This is a genomic window from Chryseobacterium soldanellicola, assembly GCF_900100115.1.
Taxonomy (GTDB): Bacteria; Bacteroidota; Bacteroidia; order Flavobacteriales; family Weeksellaceae; genus Chryseobacterium; species Chryseobacterium soldanellicola.
Genome location: NZ_FNKL01000003.1, coordinates 57,208 through 78,161 on the forward strand (window position 1 = coordinate 57,208; position 20,954 = coordinate 78,161).

The 20,954-nt window shown below is 35.8% G+C and carries 19 protein-coding genes and 1 pseudogene; 16 read left to right on the forward strand and 4 right to left on the reverse strand.

What is annotated here, in order from left to right; translation table 11 throughout:
• The first annotated feature begins 10 nt into the window (after nt 1-10).
• The 9 genes and pseudogenes from BLT04_RS09750 to BLT04_RS09795 all read left to right on the forward strand — a co-directional run bounded on the left by BLT04_RS09750 (nt 11) and on the right by BLT04_RS09795 (nt 9,056).
• A complete protein-coding gene (locus tag BLT04_RS09750; protein WP_089755623.1) occupies nt 11-1,447 on the forward strand; it encodes a hypothetical protein in 1,437 nt (478 codons plus the stop codon).
• Between the two features lie 279 nt (nt 1,448-1,726).
• A complete protein-coding gene (locus tag BLT04_RS09755) occupies nt 1,727-2,704 on the forward strand; it encodes an alpha/beta hydrolase (RefSeq protein ID WP_089755624.1) in 978 nt (325 codons plus the stop codon).
• Between the two features lie 218 nt (nt 2,705-2,922).
• A complete protein-coding gene (locus BLT04_RS09760; protein WP_089755625.1) occupies nt 2,923-3,378 on the forward strand; it encodes an Hsp20/alpha crystallin family protein in 456 nt (151 codons plus the stop codon).
• Between the two features lie 160 nt (nt 3,379-3,538).
• Nucleotides 3,539-4,654: pseudogene (locus BLT04_RS09770) on the forward strand (cation:proton antiporter domain-containing protein).
• Nucleotides 4,655-4,874: 220 nt separating this feature from the next.
• Entirely contained in the window at nt 4,875-5,546 is a 672-nt protein-coding gene (locus tag BLT04_RS09775) for a MarR family winged helix-turn-helix transcriptional regulator (RefSeq protein WP_089755628.1), read from the forward strand.
• A gap of 6 nt (nt 5,547-5,552) precedes the next feature.
• Nucleotides 5,553-7,022 carry a phytoene desaturase family protein gene (locus BLT04_RS09780; RefSeq protein WP_089755629.1) on the forward strand — a complete coding sequence of 490 codons (1,470 nt, stop codon included), beginning with the start codon at nt 5,553-5,555 and terminating at the stop codon, nt 7,020-7,022.
• A gap of 5 nt (nt 7,023-7,027) precedes the next feature.
• On the forward strand, nt 7,028-7,864 hold the full coding sequence (locus BLT04_RS09785; protein WP_089755630.1) for a phytoene/squalene synthase family protein: 837 nt from the start codon (nt 7,028-7,030) through the stop codon (nt 7,862-7,864).
• A 28-nt stretch (nt 7,865-7,892) separates the two neighbouring features.
• Nucleotides 7,893-8,351: a sterol desaturase family protein gene (locus BLT04_RS09790; RefSeq protein ID WP_089755631.1), complete on the forward strand. Its 459-nt coding sequence runs from the start codon at nt 7,893-7,895 to the stop codon at nt 8,349-8,351.
• Nucleotides 8,352-9,056: a lycopene cyclase domain-containing protein gene (locus BLT04_RS09795; protein WP_089755632.1), complete on the forward strand. Its 705-nt coding sequence runs from the start codon at nt 8,352-8,354 to the stop codon at nt 9,054-9,056.
• A gap of 37 nt (nt 9,057-9,093) precedes the next feature.
• Here BLT04_RS09795 and BLT04_RS09800 read toward each other — a convergent pair whose 3' ends face one another.
• The 3 genes from BLT04_RS09800 to BLT04_RS09810 form a co-directional block, all read right to left on the reverse strand.
• The gene (locus BLT04_RS09800; protein ID WP_089755633.1) at nt 9,094-9,795 is read right to left on the reverse strand and encodes a DUF1826 domain-containing protein; all 702 of its coding nucleotides are present in this window, start codon (nt 9,793-9,795) and stop codon (nt 9,094-9,096) included.
• An 81-nt stretch (nt 9,796-9,876) separates the two neighbouring features.
• On the reverse strand, nt 9,877-10,338 hold the full coding sequence (locus BLT04_RS09805; RefSeq protein WP_089755634.1) for an SRPBCC family protein: 462 nt from the start codon (nt 10,336-10,338) through the stop codon (nt 9,877-9,879).
• Nucleotides 10,339-10,524: 186 nt separating this feature from the next.
• On the reverse strand, nt 10,525-11,130 hold the full coding sequence (locus tag BLT04_RS09810) for a DUF4142 domain-containing protein (RefSeq protein ID WP_089755635.1): 606 nt from the start codon (nt 11,128-11,130) through the stop codon (nt 10,525-10,527).
• Between the two features lie 242 nt (nt 11,131-11,372).
• Between BLT04_RS09810 and BLT04_RS09815 the strand changes: the two genes are divergently transcribed.
• The 3 genes from BLT04_RS09815 to BLT04_RS09825 all read left to right on the forward strand — a co-directional run bounded on the left by BLT04_RS09815 (nt 11,373) and on the right by BLT04_RS09825 (nt 12,933).
• Nucleotides 11,373-11,732 carry a prevent-host-death protein gene (locus tag BLT04_RS09815; protein ID WP_089755636.1) on the forward strand — a complete coding sequence of 120 codons (360 nt, stop codon included), beginning with the start codon at nt 11,373-11,375 and terminating at the stop codon, nt 11,730-11,732.
• A 133-nt stretch (nt 11,733-11,865) separates the two neighbouring features.
• Nucleotides 11,866-12,204, forward strand: coding sequence for a nuclear transport factor 2 family protein (locus tag BLT04_RS09820; protein WP_089755637.1), 339 nt, complete (start codon nt 11,866-11,868; stop codon nt 12,202-12,204).
• Between the two features lie 81 nt (nt 12,205-12,285).
• The gene (locus tag BLT04_RS09825; protein ID WP_089755638.1) at nt 12,286-12,933 is read left to right on the forward strand and encodes an HD domain-containing protein; all 648 of its coding nucleotides are present in this window, start codon (nt 12,286-12,288) and stop codon (nt 12,931-12,933) included.
• Nucleotides 12,934-12,940: 7 nt separating this feature from the next.
• Here the strand turns inward: BLT04_RS09825 and BLT04_RS09830 are convergent, their stop codons facing one another.
• Nucleotides 12,941-15,094, reverse strand: coding sequence for a glycoside hydrolase family 97 protein (locus BLT04_RS09830; RefSeq protein ID WP_089756405.1), 2,154 nt, complete (start codon nt 15,092-15,094; stop codon nt 12,941-12,943).
• Between the two features lie 408 nt (nt 15,095-15,502).
• Between BLT04_RS09830 and BLT04_RS19115 the strand changes: the two genes are divergently transcribed.
• The 4 genes from BLT04_RS19115 (at nt 15,503) to BLT04_RS09850 (ending at nt 20,948) form a co-directional block, all read left to right on the forward strand.
• Nucleotides 15,503-18,493, forward strand: coding sequence for a S8 family serine peptidase (locus BLT04_RS19115; protein WP_089755639.1), 2,991 nt, complete (start codon nt 15,503-15,505; stop codon nt 18,491-18,493).
• Between the two features lie 631 nt (nt 18,494-19,124).
• On the forward strand, nt 19,125-19,667 hold the full coding sequence (locus tag BLT04_RS09840; protein ID WP_089755640.1) for a hypothetical protein: 543 nt from the start codon (nt 19,125-19,127) through the stop codon (nt 19,665-19,667).
• Nucleotides 19,668-19,748: 81 nt separating this feature from the next.
• Complete coding sequence (locus tag BLT04_RS09845) at nt 19,749-20,456, forward strand: ABC transporter ATP-binding protein (protein WP_089755641.1); 708 nt, start codon at nt 19,749-19,751, stop codon at nt 20,454-20,456.
• Between the two features lie 51 nt (nt 20,457-20,507).
• Entirely contained in the window at nt 20,508-20,948 is a 441-nt protein-coding gene (locus BLT04_RS09850; RefSeq protein WP_089755642.1) for a hypothetical protein, read from the forward strand.
• Nucleotides 20,949-20,954: the final 6 nt, after the last annotated feature.

The following is a 20,954-nucleotide window of genomic DNA, read 5'->3' on the forward strand; positions in this document are numbered from 1 at the left end:
TTGGTTAAACATGAAAGCTTATATAAAAGGAATCCTTCCTATTATTCTACTGGGAGGAATGATTACAAGTAATGCTCAGGCAGTAGGAACACCTTATATCCCCATGATCGATATCCCCTTCAGTTTTCTTTACGGAGGCAACGGGGCAGACAGCCCAAGGACCCATGCGCTGTCTTTGGCAGCTGACGGAGGGTATTTTGGTGTAGGAGATTCCACATCATCCGTTAATGGAGACGTCACCGGAACAAATGGAGGAAACAGGGATAACTGGGTGACAAAATGGGACACAACAGGAAAAATAGTCTGGCAGAGACTTGTTGGAGGAAACGGAATCGAATTAGGAACTGCCATCACAGCAACCTCAGACGGCGGATGCATCGTGGTTAGCAGATCCGGATCTAACAATATCCCTGGAACTACATTCCATGGGGGAACTGATTTGTTAGCTGCCAAACTAGATGCTTCAGGGAACATCCAATGGCAAAGGCTTGTCGGGGGATCAGGAAATGATGAGCCTAGTAAAGTGGCAATCGGTACAGACGGAGGCTATATAATTGCCGGAGTATCTTATTCAGTTGATGGAGATCTTACGGGAATCCCAAAATATACCGGCGGGACATTCGGAACTGATGCCTGGCTTGTGAAACTTAATGCAGACGGCACTATAAACTGGCAAAAAAGATATGGTGGTACAGATGAAGATTCTTTTGGGAATGTTATCGCTACCAATGACGGCGGGTATTTATTAACCGGTACTACCAGCTCAGGAGCGGTAGGTGATTTTACCGGATTACCGGTCTTTGCAGGACCAAACCCATTTGTAATGAAAACAGATGCTTTGGGAAACAGAACCTGGATCAAACGTTTTGGAGTTTCTGCAGCAGCTAATCCATTTACATATGATGTGCGCCAAATTACTGGCGGAGGATATATTTTCGCTATCAGGACCGGTGATTCAAATACAGGATCTCTCTCAGGAATCGTCGGATTTGGAGGGAATGATATCTGGATTATGAAACTTGATGCTGCGGGAAATTTAGTTACTCAGAAATTATTTGGCGGAACAGGCTCTGATATACCGACCTCGATTAATGAAACTCACGATGGCGGATACATGGTTTCAGGTGGGTCTGCCTCTTCAAACACCGGTACTTTAACAGGAATTGTTTCCCACGGCGGTAATGACAGCTGGGTTTTTAAATTAGATGCCTCATTAAATGTAACTCAACAAAAATTATACGGAGGTAATGGTAATGAAGGCTCTACAGGTGCTTATCTTTTACCATTAACCAATGAAAGCAGCTACCTTTTATTGAGTGATTCCGGATCATCCAGTAATGGCGATGTAACGGATGTAAACCACGCACCCGGCACTGCCGATTACTGGCTTTTAAAGCTGCTTCCATCCGGTGAAATAACCTGGGTCCCGGATGTCGGGCAACGTTAATTCTTATTTTAATCCCTCATATAAAAACGCAAAGTTGCTAAAAATGCTGTTGCACTATGGATTCTAAAAACACTTTTGTAAAGCCGTTCACTGGAACGGCTTTTTATTTATAAAGCATTTAGAACAAAGATAAAAGTCAATTAATATTTATTTAATAAACAATTGATTTGTAAATCTTTAAATTTTCTTAATGATTTCAAAAGATTGTGATATTTATAAAAAATAATAAAAAAGCCATGTAATAAAACCGGCAGCAGAAATGTTTTATTTAAAAAAGCTATGACAAGATTTCTCAAATGGACAAAAAGAATAGGATTAGGATTAATTGCATTGGTAATATTTTTACTCGTAATAGGATTTATTTTTGAAAAAATATCCCGTAATGATGCTGAAAAAATCGCCCCTGACGGTAATTTTGTAAAAATTGAAAACCATCGCCTTCATTATTATAAAACAGGAAATGGAGGGCCAACTGTTGTATTTGAGACTGCATTTGATCCGGCTGGGCATTTACAATGGTATAACATTCAGCAAAAATTACCGACTTCTTTTACAAGCATTTCATATGACAGAGCAGGAATTTTATGGAGTGAAAGAGGCCAAAATCCAAAATCAGGCGAGCAAATGGCCAAAGAATTACATTTATTGCTTGAAAAAGCTAATCTTCCCAAACCCTATATTCTTGTTGGTCATTCATTTGGAGGAACATTGGTCCGGTTTTTTATCAATAAATATCCTAAAGATGTTGGAGGCGTAATACTTACGGACAGCCAATGCCCGGATGATAAGAGATATCTATCGCCGGAACTCTATAAAATGGTAAATCAGGGACTTCCAAGTGGGTTTTTAAAATTTGCCAACAATTTCGGCTTGGCCAGATTGATGTTTAAAGGCATGTTTCCCAACAGTAAAGAATATGAATATCAAAACTCTATAATGCCCGCTTTACTTTACAAAAGCGCAGATGTCGTGTTGGAGGAGCAGGATAAAATGAATTCTATAAAAAAAGAAGCATCAAAAATAAAATCTTTTGGCAATATCCCTCTTTTGGTATTGACTGTTACGGATAAAAACCGCTATGATTCTTTTATTAAAGATGAAAAATTAAAAGCCGAAATGCTCAATGCATGGAGTAATATGCAAAAAGATTTTTTACTTCTTTCAACAGACAGCAAGCAAATATTAGGCCAAACAGCAGCCATTATATCAATCAGGACCAGCCAAAAGTTATTGAAAATACGATCAATGAGATGGTGAATAAAATATCAACCCAAAATAGTTCTGCAAAAAAAGCGGAGCAAAATTAAAGCTTACTTAAATGGATGATTGATTTTTCTTCGCAAACTGTCTTTATTTCTGACATTTTTTCACTGGATTTCTGACATTTTTTCCAATGTAGGCTTTGGTATATTGTTTGTAAATTTTTTACCGTGATCATTAAATTTATTGTTTAACCTTTAAAAAACTCGTTTGTTATGTCAATCGTAAAAAGAAACAATGGCAGTTTGCTCCCTGCAAATCCACGTACACTGTTCGATGACTTTTTTAGCCGCGAACTTTTTAACTGGGGCAATAATAATTATTCTTCCACTCTTACCACTCTCCCATCGGTAAATATTAAGGAGAATCCGGATAATTTTGAAGTGGAAGTAGCCGTACCGGGTATGGAAAAACAAGATTTCCAGATTACGCTGGAAGGCAATATCCTTACCATTTCTTCATCTAAAAAAAATCAGGCTGAAGAAAAAGAGGACAATTACACCCGTAGAGAATTTAGCTATCAGTCTTTTAAACGAAGTTTTGAGCTCGCCAAAAATGTGGTCGACGAAGAACATATTGAAGCGAAATACGAAAACGGTGTTTTAAAGCTGATGATCCCGAAATCGGAAGACGCCAAAAAGCAGTCTCCGCGTATGATCGAGATCCAATAATTACCAATTCTTTTTCTATATATTGGTTTTCCTCACAGGAAAACCAATTTTTCTATCTTATCTGGAAAGAAACAATTTATTATTAATTTTTACGGAGTATAAATGTATGAACGGATTACTTTGGTCAATTTGTATATTGTGTCTTACTACATTGGGAATAATGTCTGTGCTGAAAAAATTCAACCAGCCTTATCTTATTGCCTATATCGTTGCGGGCATCATACTCGGGCCTTCCGTTTTGGAAATTTTTACCAAACCGGATGAAATAGAAGTAGTCGGCGAGATCGGAATCCTCCTTCTGATGTTTTTTCTAGGAATGTAAATCAATGTCCCGGATAAACGAAGCTTACTCATAAAGCCCATTATCGCACAAAGCATAAAAATAATTCTGAGCATCATCTGTGCCTTCTTAGTTGGCCATTTTGCAGGATTGTCCTTTAACAGCATTATGCTGATCGCTATCCTTTTTATATTCAACAGTACCGCTGTGGTGAGTGAATTTCTGAAGAAAGACAATACCTTAAAAACAACCTTCGGAATAATGATCCTTAATTTGCTCATCTTCCAGGATCTGCTTTTAGCGCCTGTTCTGACCATCCTTAAGGCCTGGAATAAAGAAGATCTTAGCTTTTTAAATATTATACTTCCTGTTTTATTGTGTATTTCTATTTTCTTTATCCTTAAACGCATAAGAACCGTACAGGAAATCAAGTTTCCACGGTTTTTCCATACCATAGAAAATGATCATGACCTGCAGGTTTTTTCGGGCCTGTTTATCTGTCTTGGTTTTGGATTGCTTGCCGAAGCAACCGGATTAAGCAGCGCGCTTGGAAGCTTCATTGCTGGTGTTATTGTAGGAAGGGTAAAAATATTTCATTGGCTTGAGCATTCATTAATACCATTTAAGGTTTTCTTTGTCACGCTGTTTTTTGTATCTATAGGGCTCCGTCTGGATATTTCTTATGTTTATTTAAACTTCAAAATCATTTTTCTCGGAACTTTTTTTGTCCTGATAAGCAACAGCCTGATGTCTGCTGTTATTTTTCGCCTATTGAGATTTAACTGGAAAAACAGCTGGTACGGAGGAGCACTCTTATCACAGACAGGAGAATTCGGTATTCTGGCATTATCTATTGCCTATAAATCCGGAATTATTGAATACAGCCTGTATAAAGCAGGACTTGGAATCACTTGCTTAACCCTTTTACTTTCTACAATATGGATTGCGATACTTAAAAGATTAGTAGTAAAAAGATCATTATTTAATGATAATTAATAACAATTGCGCTTTCCATTTTTATTACTGATACATATAATTCTCTTCAGTTTCAGTACCATAAATCCTTTTATTTACTTTAATTCCCTCATTTATTGTTAATTATAGTATCAATACTCTTTTTTCGTTATTGATACTGTTTTTTGGCATGAAAAATGATATAAGTTTATTTATAAACTATTATTAAAAATATAAGTATATTTATATACAATAAATTATCATGAATTATAAAATCACAAAAGAAGTTATCGGGCTACTGGAAGAGTTTGAAACCGAAAATATACACCATTCTTATTCTCAGGATTTACAGGGTTTTAAGAAATGGATAAGTGATAAAGAATATTCTGATAACCAAAAAAAAGCCGAAGAGCCTTATTGGGAAGGCAAGGAAAACGGCAGAACCCCGGAAAGCGCCATCAGTACGCTTCTTGTACATCTTAACAGGTATGCGAAAACCTACTCCAAATCAGCCATTGCCGAATCCGATTTTTCAACACAGGAAGATTTTATCTATCTCATCAACTTAAAAGCTTTAGGAAAAATGACAAAAATGGAGCTTATCAAAAAAAATATACAGGATAAGCCTTCGGGAATGCTGATCATAGCCAGGCTTTTAAATCATGGATGGATCGAGCAGGCAGAATGTGAAACTGACAGAAGAAATAAAGTCATCAACATCACAGAAAAAGGCCTTGAAACGTTGGAAAAACAGATGAAAAAAATCAGGAGCGCAACAGAGATCGTGACCGGAAACCTTACTTATAATGAAAAAATGGAGCTCATCCGTCTCCTCAATAAGCTTGACCGTTTTCATTATCCGATATTTTCCCGCAATATCAACAGCAAAGACCTCATCAGAACCGTTTACGAAGAATATCAATTCAAAAACTAAAAGAAGATGAAAAAGAAAATTGCGGTCATAGGTTCGGGTTTTTCAGGGTTATCAGCGGCGGCTTATGCTTCAAAAGAAGGCCATGAAGTACATTTATTTGAAAAAAACAACGATATTGGAGGAAGAGCCAGAAATTTTAAAACCGATAACGGATATATTTTCGATATGGGACCGAGCTGGTATTGGATGCCCGATATTATTGAGTCTTTTTTTGAAGAATTTAACAGAAAAGCATCAGACTTTTATACCCTTGTCCCTTTAGATCCGCAGTTTGAGATGGTTTTTTCTGATGGAGTTATGCAAATTCCGCATCATTACGGAGAAATGAAGGATCTTTTTGAAAAAACCGAGCCCGGCGCAGGAAAAATGCTTGACAGATTTATGGAAGATGCTCAATATAAATATGAAACGGGCATGAAAGATTTTGTCAATAAACCTTGCCATTCATGGTGGGAATTTGTTTCACCTAAAATAGCAAAAAGTGCCTTAAAGCTTGATTTATTAACGAATTTTCAAAGTTTTGTAAGAAAATATTTCACTCATCCGAAACTGATTGTCTTAATGGAATTTCCAGTGATATTTCTGGGTGCCGCGCCAAAAGATATCCCGGCGCTCTACAGCCTGATGAATTATGGCGGCTATAAACTGGGAACATGGTATCCGATGGGCGGTTTTTCAAAAATCATAGATGCTATGAAAGAAATCGCTGTAGAACAAGGCACTATCATTAACTGTAATTCCAACGTAGAAAAAATTATTGTTAAAAATAACAAAGTTTCCGGCTTGATCGTTAATCAAAAAGAAATTAATTTTGATACCATTATTGCCTCTTCGGATTATCATCATACCGAAACGAAATTACTTCCTGAAGAATTCCGGAATTATAATGAAAAGTATTGGGAAAAACGGACTTTTGCGCCTTCATGCCTTATTTATTATATCGGATGCAAAGAAAAAATCCCTAATCTCAAGCATCATACTTTATTTTTTGAAAATGACCTCGACCTTCATACGGAAGAAATCTATACTGATAAAAAATGGCCTACAAAACCGTTGTTTTATGCCTGTTGTCCTTCAAAAACCGATCCTTCGGTAGCGCCCGAAAATAGTGAAAACCTTTTTTTGCTGATGCCCGTTGCAACCGGAATAGAAGATAATGAAGAAATCAGGGAAATATATTTTAACCAAATGATTTCAAGATTAGAAAAACATACAGGAACTTCTGATCTTATTTCAAAAATAGAATATAAAAAAAGCTATTGCATTAAAGATTTTAAAGAAGATTACAATGCATACCAGGGAAATGCATACGGCCTTGCCAATACCTTGTCACAAACGGCAGTTCTCAAACCATCACTTAGAAACAAAAAATTAAAAAATCTCTTTTATACCGGCCAGCTTACCGTACCGGGACCGGGAGTTCCACCTTCTATTATTTCCGGAAAAATAGCTGCCCATGAAGCCACCAAAAATTGATTAATATGAAAAAATTATTTGATGAACTCTCTTATAAAATCAGCAAAGAGACGACAAAACAATACAGTACAAGCTTTTCACTGGGAATTCTTGCATTGGAGCACGGGATCAGAAATCCTATCTACGCTATTTACGGCTATGTCCGTTTGGCAGACGAAATTGTTGACAGCTTTCATGAGTATGACAAAGGCAAGCTGCTCCAGCGATTCAGAAATGAAACCTGGCAGGCACTGGATGAGAAGATTTCCCTTAATCCGATTCTCCAGTCTTTTCAGGAAACGGTTCATTTATATAAAATTGATCTCACTTTAATCGATCAGTTTTTGAAAAGCATGGAAATGGATCTTAAAAAAATCGATTATAATTCAGACCTGTATAAAGAGTATATTCTGGGATCTGCTGAAGTGGTCGGGCTGATGTGCCTGCAAATCTTTGTTGAAGGAAATACGGAACAATTTGAAAAATTAAAACCGTTTGCCATGAAGCTGGGCTCGGCTTTCCAGAAAGTCAATTTCCTGCGTGATATGAAAGATGATTTTGATATTCTGGGGAGATGCTATTTTCCGGATCTTGACATTTCCTCATTTGACAATACCGTTAAGCTCTCCATTGAAAAAGATATCGATCAGGAATTCAAAGAAGCCCTTGAGGGCATAAAAAAATTGCCTGCCTCTTCGCGTTTTGGTGTTTATCTTGCGTACCGCTATTACATTTCTTTATTCAGAAAAATCAAAAGAAAATCTGCCAAAACCATTATGAATGAGAGAATCAGAATATCAGGCGGGGCCAAAATTTCACTGATGATGAGCAGCTATCTGCAATATAAAACTTCTCTTTTATAGTAAATTTTTACCTTTTAACAATATTAATATGAATTTTCTTATTGTAATTACTACTTTTTTTATCATGGAAGCAATGACGTGGCTTATCCATAAATATGTCATGCACGGTTTCCTCTGGTCGTTACATAAAGATCACCATGATCACAGCCATGAAGGTCATATGGAAAAGAATGATTATTTTTTTGTCATTTTTGCGGTGCCGACGATTATTTTGATGTATTATGGTACGATTCAAAATTTTAATCATTGGTTTTATATAGCCATCGGGATTGCACTTTACGGTATGGCCTATTTTTTTGTGCATGATATTTTTATTCATCAAAGAATCAAATTATTACGGAATACTCAAAATCCTTACCTTTTGGCAATCAGACGTGCTCATAAGCAGCATCATAAACATACAGGGAAAGAAAAAGGGGAATGTTTCGGTTTTCTGTGGGTTCCGGTAAAATATTTTAAGCTGTTTTTTAATAAAATAAATAAATAAATGCTTTCCTGTACCTATCTTCTCATCGACCTTTTTACCGTTATTATTTGTTTTATTTTTTCATTCCATCATAAAATAAAATTTAACCGTCATTTCGGAGCATTTTTTAAGGCTTCATGCATTGTTGGCCTTGTATTTATTGTCTGGGATGCCTGGTTTACAAAAATCGGAGTCTGGTGGTTTAATGACCAATACATTTTGGGAATCAGGATTTTAAAACTTCCGATTGAAGAAATATTGTTTTTTATATGCATTCCGTTTGCTTGTATTTTTACATATTATTGCCTTGATAAATTTTTTAAGCTCAACTGGAAACCACTGCCGGAAAAGATTTTTGTCATCGTCAGCAGCATTATTTCATTAATCATCGGAATTTATTATCATGAAAAAGTCTATACTTCATTTACCTTTATAACGACTTCACTCAGTCTTTTCATCCTGTATTTTGTTTTAAAATCAAGATGGATCGGTAAAGCTTCTTTCATTTATTTACTGCTGATGCCCGGATTCTTATTGGTAAATGGCATTTTAACAGGCACCGGACTGCCCTCACCTATTGTTAATTATAATCCAGCCGAATTTCTGGGAATAAGAATACTGACGATTCCCATTGAAGACACCGCTTACGGCTACGAATTGATCTTATGGAATATTTATCTATTTCAGAAGTTTAAAATCAAAGAGATAACAACTTCATATGATTAAATTCAAGTATAAATTCCTTTTTTTAGTTAAATATTAATTAACAAATCAAAAGCAGCCGGAATTCATCATTTTCAGCAGGAGCCCTGTGAATGCATGGTAAAACCTGTTGTAAAGGATGATCTACTGCCAGACGCCAAAGATGCCCTGTTCCTAAATTAACAGGTTCTGCACCTGGATCAGGCTGATAATGAAGATCAAAGAAACATTCTGTTAGAAAGGCTTCAAAATCTTCTTCCGGACCGTTGTGTAATTTTTTAAGCTTTTCCCTGATTTCAGGGATTAAAATTTTTTGCTGGGCTTGATCGTTGGGTAAAATATCACTTGCTATGCCATAATATGTACATAAAAAAGTATCCGTTCCAATGGGTGAACGGTCGACATGATACGAATAAACATCTGTTGAGAAGAAATCCAGGTCCTGATCCCGGTTATAATAAGCAATCAGATTAAGAGAAGGCAAAGCTCCGAAATCCGCCAGTAATTGTATATCACGTAAAATAATTTCCCTTGCGAGACTCCCTTTTTCTGATAGTTGTAAGGCTAAAAGATCTTCAGTGGAAACTTCAGTAACATTTTCTTTTACCTGAAGCTTAGACACAATTTCTTTAAAATCTCCGTCCAAATTCCTGGCCCAGCAAAGTGCATTCGTACTTCCTTGGAAATTAGTATTTACAAGCCCTGAAAAGGTAGAAACCACTTCAATCTGGCTGTTATCAGAAAATGAAAATGTATCGCCCATGTTTATTTTAAATATTTTTTTAAAAATTACGGAAATAGGTTAAAAATCTACGCTATACAGAAAAATGGATAAATCGTGAATTTATTTTCCGTTAAACATTTTTTCTAAAACTTCATATCGGTAATCAAAAACATGCTTCAGCTTTTTTCTGACAAATAGAGCATGTGCAATTTCACCCAAAAAACCTAAAGGAAGCTCATAATCCACCGAATCTTTCATAAAAACTCCATTTTCGTTGATTATAAATTCGTGATGATGGTTCCAGAGCTTGTAAGGTCCTTTCTTTTGAAAATCTGTAAAGCTTTTTTGGAAATCAACCTGTGTAATTTCCGTTTTCCATTTCATTTTTATTCCTAAAAGGGGTGAAACATGATAATCAATGATCATTCCTTCAAAAATCCCGTCGTCATCCATCTTGGTAAGCACCGTAAAATTCATATCTTTTGGGGTGATTTTAGAAAGATTATTCGCGGAAGAAAAAAAATTCCAGGCTGTTTTTATATCACAGTTAAGCTGTTGTTCCCTATAAAGTCTGTGTATCATTTCATTAAATTTAATCCTTTAAAAGGCTTTATATTATCAATAATTTCCGGTCATCAAAGATAATTTTTTACCGTGTTATATGTACACTCATATTGAAGAAATCATCTTTAATTTTCTGAAGATAAAAACGTAAAAAAAGCTTCTCGAAAAAGAGAAGCTAAGCGGTAATGCAAGATAAGCACCTATTTATTTTACAGCACTTTTTGCTTTTTCAGATTCCATCAGATGATGTTCTAAAGTTGGCAAAGTTGTACTTGCGAAAGATTTTAAAGAAGCTTCCGAACCATTTGTAGCCTCTTTTTTAAACTCTTCGATATCTTTTTTATGGTCAGTAACCATCAGATCTGTGTAAGAGCGGTCAAATTCTGCCGCTTTTTTTGCTTTCAGATCATCATATTTTTTCTGCTGATCGGCATCTAAGCTTGTTGGCAACGTATACCCTGCCGTTGATGCCCATTTTTTAAGCTCATCATTGGCTTTGCTGTGGTCTTTCACCATCATTTCACCCAATGTTTTTACCGTCTGGCTGGATGCGTTTGTAGCTGCAAGCTGTCCCATCATGACTTCCATCATTCCTCCTTTGGCTGCGGCGTCAGCGAATTTTTTGTCCTGGTCGCTGAGAGCGGTTTTCATGCTGTCAGCCGTTTTAGCCGTATCACTCGCAATAACCCCGGAATCTGCGGGAGCCGCTACTGCAGGGCTGTCTGTAGCGTTATTTACCGCTGTAGTTTCATTTTTCTTGCAAGCCACCATTGCAGTGAAGGCCAGAAATGTTAAAATCGATTTTTTCATAATAATAATTTAAAATGGTTGTATATATGTTGAACTCAATCATCATCTTATGTTCTACACAACAATTTATTTGCCAAAATTTTATGAATTGAATTTAATTTTATTTATACTTGCCAAAAATTAACTGAAAAAATTACCGAATAATCCCCGTTTTTTCAATTTATTATTTTTAAATAATATAAACAAGGAGTTTTACTTTGAAGTATTTCAACTTCTGAGTAAATTTGTAAAAATTTAAATTCATGAACTATACGCTTGAGCTCAATACGCAGGAGCCGGACTCTAATATTGTTTTTAATACAATCGTATTTGATTCATTCAAGGTTAATATAGTTGAAAGATATATTGGGCGGATGAATTACAGCCCGAAACTGTGTCATGTTTTATTTAAAGTCAGGACTTTAGATAATGAAATCATTAAAACCAGGGACGGGAATGCGAGGAGTAAAATTAAAGGTGATAAATTTGAAGAATACTATAAATTATCAAGAATACTGAATTCCTACGATTATAAAAACAGGCTGATCAACAGAAAAGACGCAGAACAGGATTATGTACATTTTATCCTGAGCCTGGTTATTTTTAATTATGAACTTAATTAATTCAGCTTTTTTATAGCTTTAAAAACCATATTCTGTCTTCTTTATAAATTAATTTTTAAAATTCTACTAATTAATTGACGGCATATCCTTTGAATAATTAAATCAAAAATTAATTCTTGATAAATTTACGCTTATGGATAATAAAACAGTTTTGGAAAAAGCAAATGCAGCGATTTCAGCAGGCGATCACGAAACCTTTCTAACGTATTGCACGGAAAACACGAAATGGACATTCGTAGGAGACCGGATACTTTCAGGAAAAGAGGAAATCCGTCAATATATGGCCGAAGCTTACAAAAAACCACCAAAATTTGATGTGGAATACATGATTGGTGAAGGAAATTTTGTGACGGCAGTCGGTACCATAAGCTTATATGAAAATGACATTTGGGTTACATATGATTATTGTGATTTCTGGAGATTTGAAGATGGTAAAATGGCAGAATTAAGAGCTTTTGTGGTAAAGAAATAATGAATAATTTCATTTCTTAAACCTGTTTAAGAAAAAATGAGTTTTTATTTCCCAACTTTGTCATCGTAAACAATTTATACGATGAAAGTTACAGGTAAAATTATAGCCGGAATAAAAATTCCCGACAGCGCAATGGCAACCCAATCAACGGAATTGTTGCGAGAACATGGCAGCGAACTTTTATATAATCACACGTTGCGCGTTTTTCTTTTTGCAGCTTTAAACGGTCAACAAAACAATCTCACCTATAACGCCGAGCTTTTATATGTCAGCACCATGTTTCATGATCTTGGTTTGACGCCTCATTACCGTAGCGATGATAAAAGATTCGAGGTTGACGGGGCCAATGCAGCTCGTGATTTCCTGCGTGGCTACGACGTTTCTCCACAATCGTTACAGCTGGTTTGGGATACAGTTGCGCTGCATACTTCTCCCGGTATTGCCGAATACAAAGAGCCGGAAGTTGCTTTACTCAACTATGGAGCAGCTTTGGATGTCATCGGAAAAGGATATGATCAGCTATCAGACAGCATCCGTGAGGAAATCGTGAGGCAATTTCCCCGAAATGGACTGAAGAAAAATATGATCAACACTTTTTTTGAAGGTTTTAAACACAAACCACACACAACTTATGGCAGCATTAATTCCGATATCTGTGCCTGCATGATTCCAGGATATCAAAAACCGGATTATTGTGATCTGATCCTGCATTCACCCTGGCCGGAGTAATTTACATTTAATCTAAAGGCTTAATTGTGACTGCAAAACCACCACTTCTTGCCATTTTAAAATTAATCTTTGATTTGCTTGTAATCTCTTTTTTGTAAATATTATAACTCTGAGGATTGTTAATGTAATCGGCGTCTTTTCCATCTTCATAGATCGTTGCTTCGTATTTTTTGCCTTTATTTAAAAATGAAAAATCTACGGTATAATCGCGTTTGTTTTCATCTGTAATCCCGCCAACGAACCAATTTTCTGTTCCTTTTGCTTTTCTGGCCGTAATTATGTAATCTCCGGGTTCTGCCGATAAAATTTTCGTATCATCCCAATCTGCTGCTACATCCTTAATAAACTGGAAAGCATCCATGTGCTTTTTGTAGTTTTCGGGTAAATCTGCGGCCATTTGCACCGGCATATACATTACTACATACAAAGCCAGCTGTTTTGCCAAGGTAGTTTTCACAAAACGCTTATCTCCAGGGAAATAATAATCTAATTTGGTCTGGAAAATTCCCGGCGTGTAGTCCATAGAACCGCCTATCCATCTTGTAAAAGGCAAAATCGTCTGATGATCAGGATTATTACCTAAAAAAGCTTCATGCTCTGTTCCGCGTGCGGCTTCTGCGGAAACCCAATTCGGATACGTGCGGCTTTCACCGCCGGGACGCACCGATTCGTGAGAATTAATCATGATTTTATACTCATTTGCCTTTTCAGCAATTCTATAATAATGATTGATCATCCATTGAGAATAATGATGCTCCCCTCTTGGAATAATATCGCCGACATAACCGGTTTTCACGGCATCATAGCCATATTTGTTCATCAACTGGAAAGCTTTATCGGCCCATCTTTCATAATTTGTTGCTGAACCCGAAGTTTCGTGGTGCATAATGAGCTTAATTCCCTTAGAATGAGCATATTCATTCAACATTTTAATATCAAAATCCGGGTAAGGTGTTATAAAGTCGAAAACAAATTCTTTTGAATGATTGATCCAGTCTTCCCAGCCGATGTTCCAGCCTTCAATTAACAGTCCGTCAAAACCGTTTTCAGCTGCAAAATCGATATATTCTTTAACTTTAGTATTATTGGCAGCGTGTTTTCCGTTGGGTTTTATGGTTGAATAATCTGTTTTTCCAATGTGGATATTCGTTTTAGGCTCGCCATAAGCCCATTGCGATTTTCCGATAATCATTTCCCACCAGACGCCCATATATTTTGTAGGATGAATGTAAGAAGTATCTTTATATTTTGTCGGCTCATTAAGGTTAAACAACATTTTGGAATCTAAAACAGTTTCAGCTTTCGGAGCAACAATAATCGTTCTCCATGGCGTTGCAGAAGGAGTTTGAATATATCCTTTTGCACCTTGCCGGTCTGGGGTAAGATGAGTTTTAAACTTAAAATTCTGAGGATCAACTTCCAGATTTGAAGCCGGATAATCTAAAACGGCAGCTTCCGCAACATTGATATATAAAGGCTCTTTTCCTTCTTTTTTTAGCATTAATGGAGATTGCACTGCATTTTGAATCAATGTCTGGGAAGAATGTTTGTCAAATGCCTGCTCCCATTTTGAAGGAATTTCAGAAATTTTCGTGGTCTGATAAGGATATTCCTGTGAATCATAATCTCCAACGATCCACCAGGTTTTCATGTCTGTCGGGAAATCAAATTCAGAATCTTCTTCACGGATAGTGAAATAATTGAGGTTTTTCTGCTGCGGAAATTCATATCTGAAGCCCAGTCCGTCATTAAACAATCTGAATTTAACTATGATATTTCTGTCTGTCGCAGTTTGATTCAGGGCAACCGCCAATTCGTTATAGTGATTAACATAACTTTTCTTTTCACCTAAAATGGGCTGCCAGGTTTCGTTTTTAGCATTACGTTTTTCGTCTGTTTTTGTAAAACCATTGTTAAGATCAAATGTTGCATTTTCAGGCTTTGTTATATCCGGAATAGTTCCTGTAACATTAAATAATCTCAGCCCTAATCTAGAATCTTCAACAACTGTTTTGCCGTTGTATTTCAGGTTGTAATAAGGTACGCCCTGTTTTAATTGAAAGTCCATTTCAAACTTTCCGTCCGGGGATTTTAAAGATTGTGCGTGAAAACTTAGACCAATCATTAAAAATAAAAATGTCTCAACTGTAAATTTTTTCATATCAGATATTTGGTAATTTAAAAACATCAAAGTTTTTACCAAATTGAAAAATCCTTTCCTTTAAAATGATTCAAACAGTGAATAATATTGATAATTTTTAATGAATTTTTTTTAAATAAAATCAAGTTTTCATGTTCAACCCACATCGAGGTGATTTATTCAACTTACACTTATCCCAACATTTACAACACTTAACCTTAATGTAAGCACACTTACTCATTCATGCTGGCTACTTAGCCTTATTTTCTTATACCTTTAGATAAATCCATTTAAACCACTGAATTTAAATGATTTAAACAAATTATTTATTAACCTTTAACCATGAATTATGCTTAGAATTCTTTTAAAACCCCCGTAGATAGATTTTAAATCTTAAAAAAATTATTAACCACCAAACAAAAAATAATCATGAAAATCAAAATACTTACCCTCGTCTTATCGCTCTTTATGATACTGGGCATAAGTGCACAATCAAAATATTTTTATTATTATAACGGAAAAAAATATTTTCTGCAATTAGACAAATCTTCCATTGCAATATCGTCAAGCACAACGCGACTTGCGAAGAATCTAAAACCAAAAACTCCAATTGTTGAAAGTTATACCAAAAACTCACTTTTTACAGATGGCAAAAAGGTTACAGATAATACGAAAACTTTTTATGTTGAAGTAGAATCTGACGCTACAGTTACAGACGAACAATATATCTCAAATATTAAAGAAAAAAATGCTAATCCTGATGTTATTCTGGCTTCTCCATGTTTTTTAACTTCTGAAGGACAAAAAATGGGGATGTCAAATAATTTTTATGTGAAGCTGAAATCAAAAAACGGCATTAAAGCATTACAGGAATTAGCGGCTAAAAATAATGCTGAAGTATTAGGATATAATGAATACATGCCACTTTGGTTTACTGTAGCATGCAACAAAAATTCTACATTCCCGACTGCAATAGAAATGGCTAATTTATTCTATGAATCAGGACATTTTGAAAGCACAGAACCTGAATTTATTTATCATAATCTTCAGACTACAGCAGACCCCTTATTTCCAAACCAATGGTCACTAAAAAATACCGGTCAATATGGTTCTGCATATACAGGAATAGATATTAAGGCAGAGCAGGCCTGGACACTTTCCACTGGTGCCAATGTAAAAACAGCCATTTATGATCAAGGTGTCGAGATGAATCATCCTGATCTGGCCGCAAACATATTCGGAACCGGATTTGATGCTCAAACAAATTCTGCCCCATCAATTGTAAGAGGAGATCATGCAACTCCTTGCGCAGGAATTACAGGAGCCGTACAAAACAATAATCTTGGAGGAAGCGGCGTTGCTCCCAATACAAAATTAATCTCCATAAGTATTAGTCTTGAATTTTCGAATACTCCTCAACAACTTGCCAATGGATTCAACTGGGCAACTGCAAACGGAGTTGATGTTATCAGCAATTCATGGGGAGGATATGCACCTTCTCCTATTATTGAAAATGCAATTACAAACGCTCTTGTGAATGGCAGAGGCGGTAAAGGTATGGTAGTCGTTTTTGCTGCAGGAAACGAAAATAATACCGCCATAAGATATCCGGGAAGCTGGAATCCAAAGATATTGGTTGTTGGAGCTTTAAGCCCTTGCGGAGAGAGAAAAAGCCCGAGTTCTTGTGACGGAGAAAATTGGTGGGGAAGTTGCTATGGAAGTCAATTGGATATCATGGCTCCAGGAGTAAAAATGCCGACTTCAGACAGACAGGGTGCCAACGGATACGATCCTTCAAACTATATTCCAAACTTTAACGGAACATCATCTGCTTGCCCTGTAATAGCTGGAGTTGCGGCTTTAATTTTATCAGTAAACCCATGCTTAACAGCACAGCAGGTAAGAGATATTATAGAACAGACTGCTCAAAAAGTAAGAACTGATCTTTATGCTTACGGATCTGCTTCGGGAAGACCAAACGGAACATGGCATAACCAGATGGGCTACGGATTGGTAAATGCTTATGCTGCTGTGGTAAAAGCTAAAAGCATGTACAGCCTTGCAGCATTCGACAGCGCGGCAGATGTAGGAATTGAGCCAAACCCATCTGCAACAACATGGGCAAATATTTATCAAAGCCCTGATATCTGGAACAGACGTACCAACAGCGCTTTATTAAATCTTACCCATCAGGATCCGGGATACGGAGGTCTTGGAAGCAATGTGATGAGGTTCAGAGTTCATAATATAGGATGTACCACTTCTGCGCCAAGCTTTGCAAGATTATACTGGACGATGGGATCAACAGGCGAAACATGGCCAAATTCATGGAACGGAATACAGCTGATTAACGGATTTTCTGCAGGTGGAGAGCTTACAACGCCTTATACAGGATTTAACTCTTCCAATTCATATGCTACAGGACAAGGATTTAAAATTCCGGCTCTTGCTCCGGGGCAAACTTATATTATTGATGCCAAATGGAATCCTGTAAACCCTGTAATCTACGGTGGCCTTACAGATAATGTAGTTTGTTTCTTAGGAAGAATTGTAACGCCAGGCGACCCGATGTACAACGAAAACCCTGGTCCGGGAGCTCCGATAGAGCCTAATGTAACCAATAATAATAACGTTGTCACAAGAAATACAAGACTGGTTAATTTAAGCGGAACATTCCTTAAGCAAACAGGTTTCTTCTTTGGAAACTATTTTGATCATGACAATCCTTTTGATATTAGATTTAATTTAATAAAAGACTCTAATACGCCATTTAAAAATATTGGACGCGTTGTTATTAAGCTTAATGATATAGCATGGCAAAGATGGGAAGAAGGAGGAAAACAATTAGAAGGTCTTCAGGTTTTAAATTATAATGAGCATGAATTTATAGTAATTGATCCTCTGAATGCCGCTATTAAAAATGTAAATGTAAAGGTTAATGAATATTTCCCGATTGCTTTGACCTTCCAGCAGGAAAATACAAGCATTACGTCACCTGAAAACTATGATTTTGCAGTTTCTCAGAGCGTAACGAATAATCCGGATGAGCTGTACGGAAGCGTTTGCCACTTCCTTGTAAGCATGAATCAGAAGGATGTTGATGACGGCGATCCATTCTGTGATGATAAATGCCGTGAAGCCAAAATGCTGGCAATGGTTTTACAGGACGTAAAATTGTCTCCAAACCCGGCTTCATCCAATGCTACTTTAGAATTTAATCTTATGCAAGACGCAAAAGTGAATATTATTTTAGCTGAATATAACGGAACAACATTAAAAACTATTTCTAATGCAGAAAATCTGAGAAAAGGAATCAGTAAAAAAACGTTCTCAATTTCTGATCTTCCAAATGGAGTTTATGTTGTAAGCATTATTGCGAATAACGAGAAAAAATCAGTACATCTGATTGTAAAACATTAAAATATTTCATTAATCATATAAAAAATGGCCGTTTCACACATTGTGGAACGGCTTTTTATTTAGCAAAAGTGGAAATACAAATAAGCTGTCATCAATATTTAGCCTGAAATCTATCATACTGATCTTTTATAATTTTGAGTATCTTTGCATCTTAATTTTTAGCACAATGAAAAATAATTTAATTTTAACGTTAGCATGTTTCTTACAAAGACCCTCGAAACAAAAATCTTTAATTCTGAAATCTTTAATTCAAATAGTTTAATTAACCGGTTTTTATACAAAGTATATCACTAACCTTTGAATAGAAAAATTAACATTTATTTAAATTGGCATTTACCGGAGGATAAAAAATTGGGTTATATGCTGTCTTCTAATTAATTAGAAAGATGGCACAATTAATTTTAAATAACCTGTACTTTAGCATTATACATATCTAAAAACATCTCAAATCCCTCAAAATAAAGATGTTAAGATACTGTTTAAACTCCAATGAAATGCATAGGATCCTCATGTAAATCATGATGGATATTAAAAAAAATTGTTACTTTTGCCCTCGAAGAATAAAAATTGTTTTTTAACATTTTTTTAGTAATTTAGATATACCAAATTATAAAACATTAAAAGTCATCACATGAGAAAAATAATTCTACTATTTACTTGTATGTTCGGTATTTCAGTTTTCTCGCAGATAAAAGTGCTGAAAAATGAAACTTTGGTGGAAGTTGGTAAAGATAATTCCGTAGGTTTATATAAAAAAGACGATAAATTCACTATCAATTATCAGGATCTTAATACTGCTAACCTTAATACAATCAGATCTTTCTCTTTCCAGAATCTGGACGGAGATGTTGCAGGCCTGTACCAAATGATTACAGAAGGTTTTACTGTTCTTCCGAACGAAAATATTGTTCTTGAGCTGCCAAATGATATCGTTGAACTGCATTACGAAAAAAATTACGGCCAGCCGACAGTACAGTTTATCCAGTATATCAATAAAAACAAAAAATATGTTGGAAAGTCTCAGTTTCTGAACAGAAAACAGGTCGACAAGATTTTTGGAAAAACAAACGGCAGATCAGCCTCTTATGAAAAACCAGCTACGACAAATCATCCGTCGAAAACTACAAATCAGGCTTCTACTGCTACCCCTACCCCAAAAAAAGGAAGAAAATAATTAAATTTTAAAATATTAACCTGACTCATTCATTCGAATGAGTTTTTTTATTTTTATTTTTGCAAAAAGATCGTATAAATTATGTCTCTTCAAATAACTCAATTAACCAAAAAATTTGGTGAACAAACCGCACTCAACAATATTAATATCACAATTGATAAAAATGAAATCATTGGTCTTTTAGGTCCCAACGGAGCCGGAAAATCAACTTTAATGAAATCAATTGTAGGTGCTTTGAAAATAGATGAAGGTGAGATCATTTTTAATGGTAAAAATATTACCGAACACGAAATTGAGAGCAAAAAGAAGATCGGTTTTCTTCCTGAAAACAATCCGCTCTATCTGGAAATGTTTGTAAAAGAGTATCTGGAATTTGTGGCCAACATTCATAAAATACCGACCTCCAGAGTGAATGAAGTCATTGATTTAGTTGGAATTACACCCGAAAAATCAAAAAAAATCAGCCAACTTTCAAAGGGCTACAAACAAAGAGTAGGCCTTGCGCAGGCCATCATTCATCAACCGGATTTACTGATTCTTGACGAGCCTACAAACGGCCTTGATCCCAACCAGATTATCGAAATCAGAAATGTTATCAAAGAAATCGGGCAACAGAAAACAGTTTTGCTTTCCACGCATATTATGCAGGAAGTTGAAGCCCTGTGTACACGCGTTATCCTCATCCACAAAGGAAATATTCTTCAGGACGGCCCGATTGATGAGTTTAAAGGCAAATTCGGCAGTCTGGAAGAAGCCTTTGCAAGTTATACTCAAGCTCAATCAATTTAATTGGCTTCAAATTTGATTAAAACTAATAGAATCAGTTAAATACATTTTCAAATGATTAAAAAAATTCTATTGGGAGCATTTTGTATTGCTCAATTTTCGTTGGTTTCAGCGAATGACTTAAAAAATATAAATCCTGTTTCTCATATAAGAAATAGTGAATATTTTCAAAAAGTGCCGAAAACAGTTATTATTAAGACTAAAAAGTTTAAAATAAGAATTGATAAGCAGCCCAACGGAAAATATCTGTATCAGTCATGGGCAGCCAATGCAAAAATCACTTCAAAACCAAGTATGATTATTCCGGACGGAGAATTGATTCCTGACGGGACCGGCGGTAACTATTATTATGAATTTGTAAATAATGCTTTCACTTATCAAGTTTGGAGAAATTATTTAACCGATTCGGCTAAAAAGGCGCCTTATACTCTAAAAGTTGATGATAATACAGGTAAAACGATCGTTAATCAAGACGGACAAGTAGTAAAAAATTAAGATAAA

Coding starts and splice junctions, on each gene's coding strand:
- BLT04_RS09840 (WP_089755640.1), top strand. CDS start 19,125: ATGAGAAAAATAATTCTACTATTTACTTGTATGTTCGGTATTTCAGTT.
- BLT04_RS09815 (WP_089755636.1), top strand. CDS start 11,373: ATGAACTATACGCTTGAGCTCAATACGCAGGAGCCGGACTCTAATATT.
- BLT04_RS09775 (WP_089755628.1), top strand. CDS start 4,875: ATGAATTATAAAATCACAAAAGAAGTTATCGGGCTACTGGAAGAGTTT.
- BLT04_RS09845 (WP_089755641.1), top strand. CDS start 19,749: ATGTCTCTTCAAATAACTCAATTAACCAAAAAATTTGGTGAACAAACC.
- BLT04_RS09750 (WP_089755623.1), top strand. CDS start 11: ATGAAAGCTTATATAAAAGGAATCCTTCCTATTATTCTACTGGGAGGA.
- BLT04_RS09795 (WP_089755632.1), top strand. CDS start 8,352: ATGCTTTCCTGTACCTATCTTCTCATCGACCTTTTTACCGTTATTATT.
- BLT04_RS09805 (WP_089755634.1), bottom strand. CDS start 10,338: ATGATACACAGACTTTATAGGGAACAACAGCTTAACTGTGATATAAAA.
- BLT04_RS09810 (WP_089755635.1), bottom strand. CDS start 11,130: ATGAAAAAATCGATTTTAACATTTCTGGCCTTCACTGCAATGGTGGCT.
- BLT04_RS09800 (WP_089755633.1), bottom strand. CDS start 9,795: ATGGGCGATACATTTTCATTTTCTGATAACAGCCAGATTGAAGTGGTT.
- BLT04_RS09755 (WP_089755624.1), top strand. CDS start 1,727: ATGACAAGATTTCTCAAATGGACAAAAAGAATAGGATTAGGATTAATT.
- BLT04_RS09820 (WP_089755637.1), top strand. CDS start 11,866: ATGGATAATAAAACAGTTTTGGAAAAAGCAAATGCAGCGATTTCAGCA.
- BLT04_RS09760 (WP_089755625.1), top strand. CDS start 2,923: ATGTCAATCGTAAAAAGAAACAATGGCAGTTTGCTCCCTGCAAATCCA.
- BLT04_RS09830 (WP_089756405.1), bottom strand. CDS start 15,094: ATGAAAAAATTTACAGTTGAGACATTTTTATTTTTAATGATTGGTCTA.
- BLT04_RS19115 (WP_089755639.1), top strand. CDS start 15,503: ATGAAAATCAAAATACTTACCCTCGTCTTATCGCTCTTTATGATACTG.
- BLT04_RS09790 (WP_089755631.1), top strand. CDS start 7,893: ATGAATTTTCTTATTGTAATTACTACTTTTTTTATCATGGAAGCAATG.
- BLT04_RS09780 (WP_089755629.1), top strand. CDS start 5,553: ATGAAAAAGAAAATTGCGGTCATAGGTTCGGGTTTTTCAGGGTTATCA.
- BLT04_RS09850 (WP_089755642.1), top strand. CDS start 20,508: ATGATTAAAAAAATTCTATTGGGAGCATTTTGTATTGCTCAATTTTCG.
- BLT04_RS09785 (WP_089755630.1), top strand. CDS start 7,028: ATGAAAAAATTATTTGATGAACTCTCTTATAAAATCAGCAAAGAGACG.
- BLT04_RS09825 (WP_089755638.1), top strand. CDS start 12,286: ATGAAAGTTACAGGTAAAATTATAGCCGGAATAAAAATTCCCGACAGC.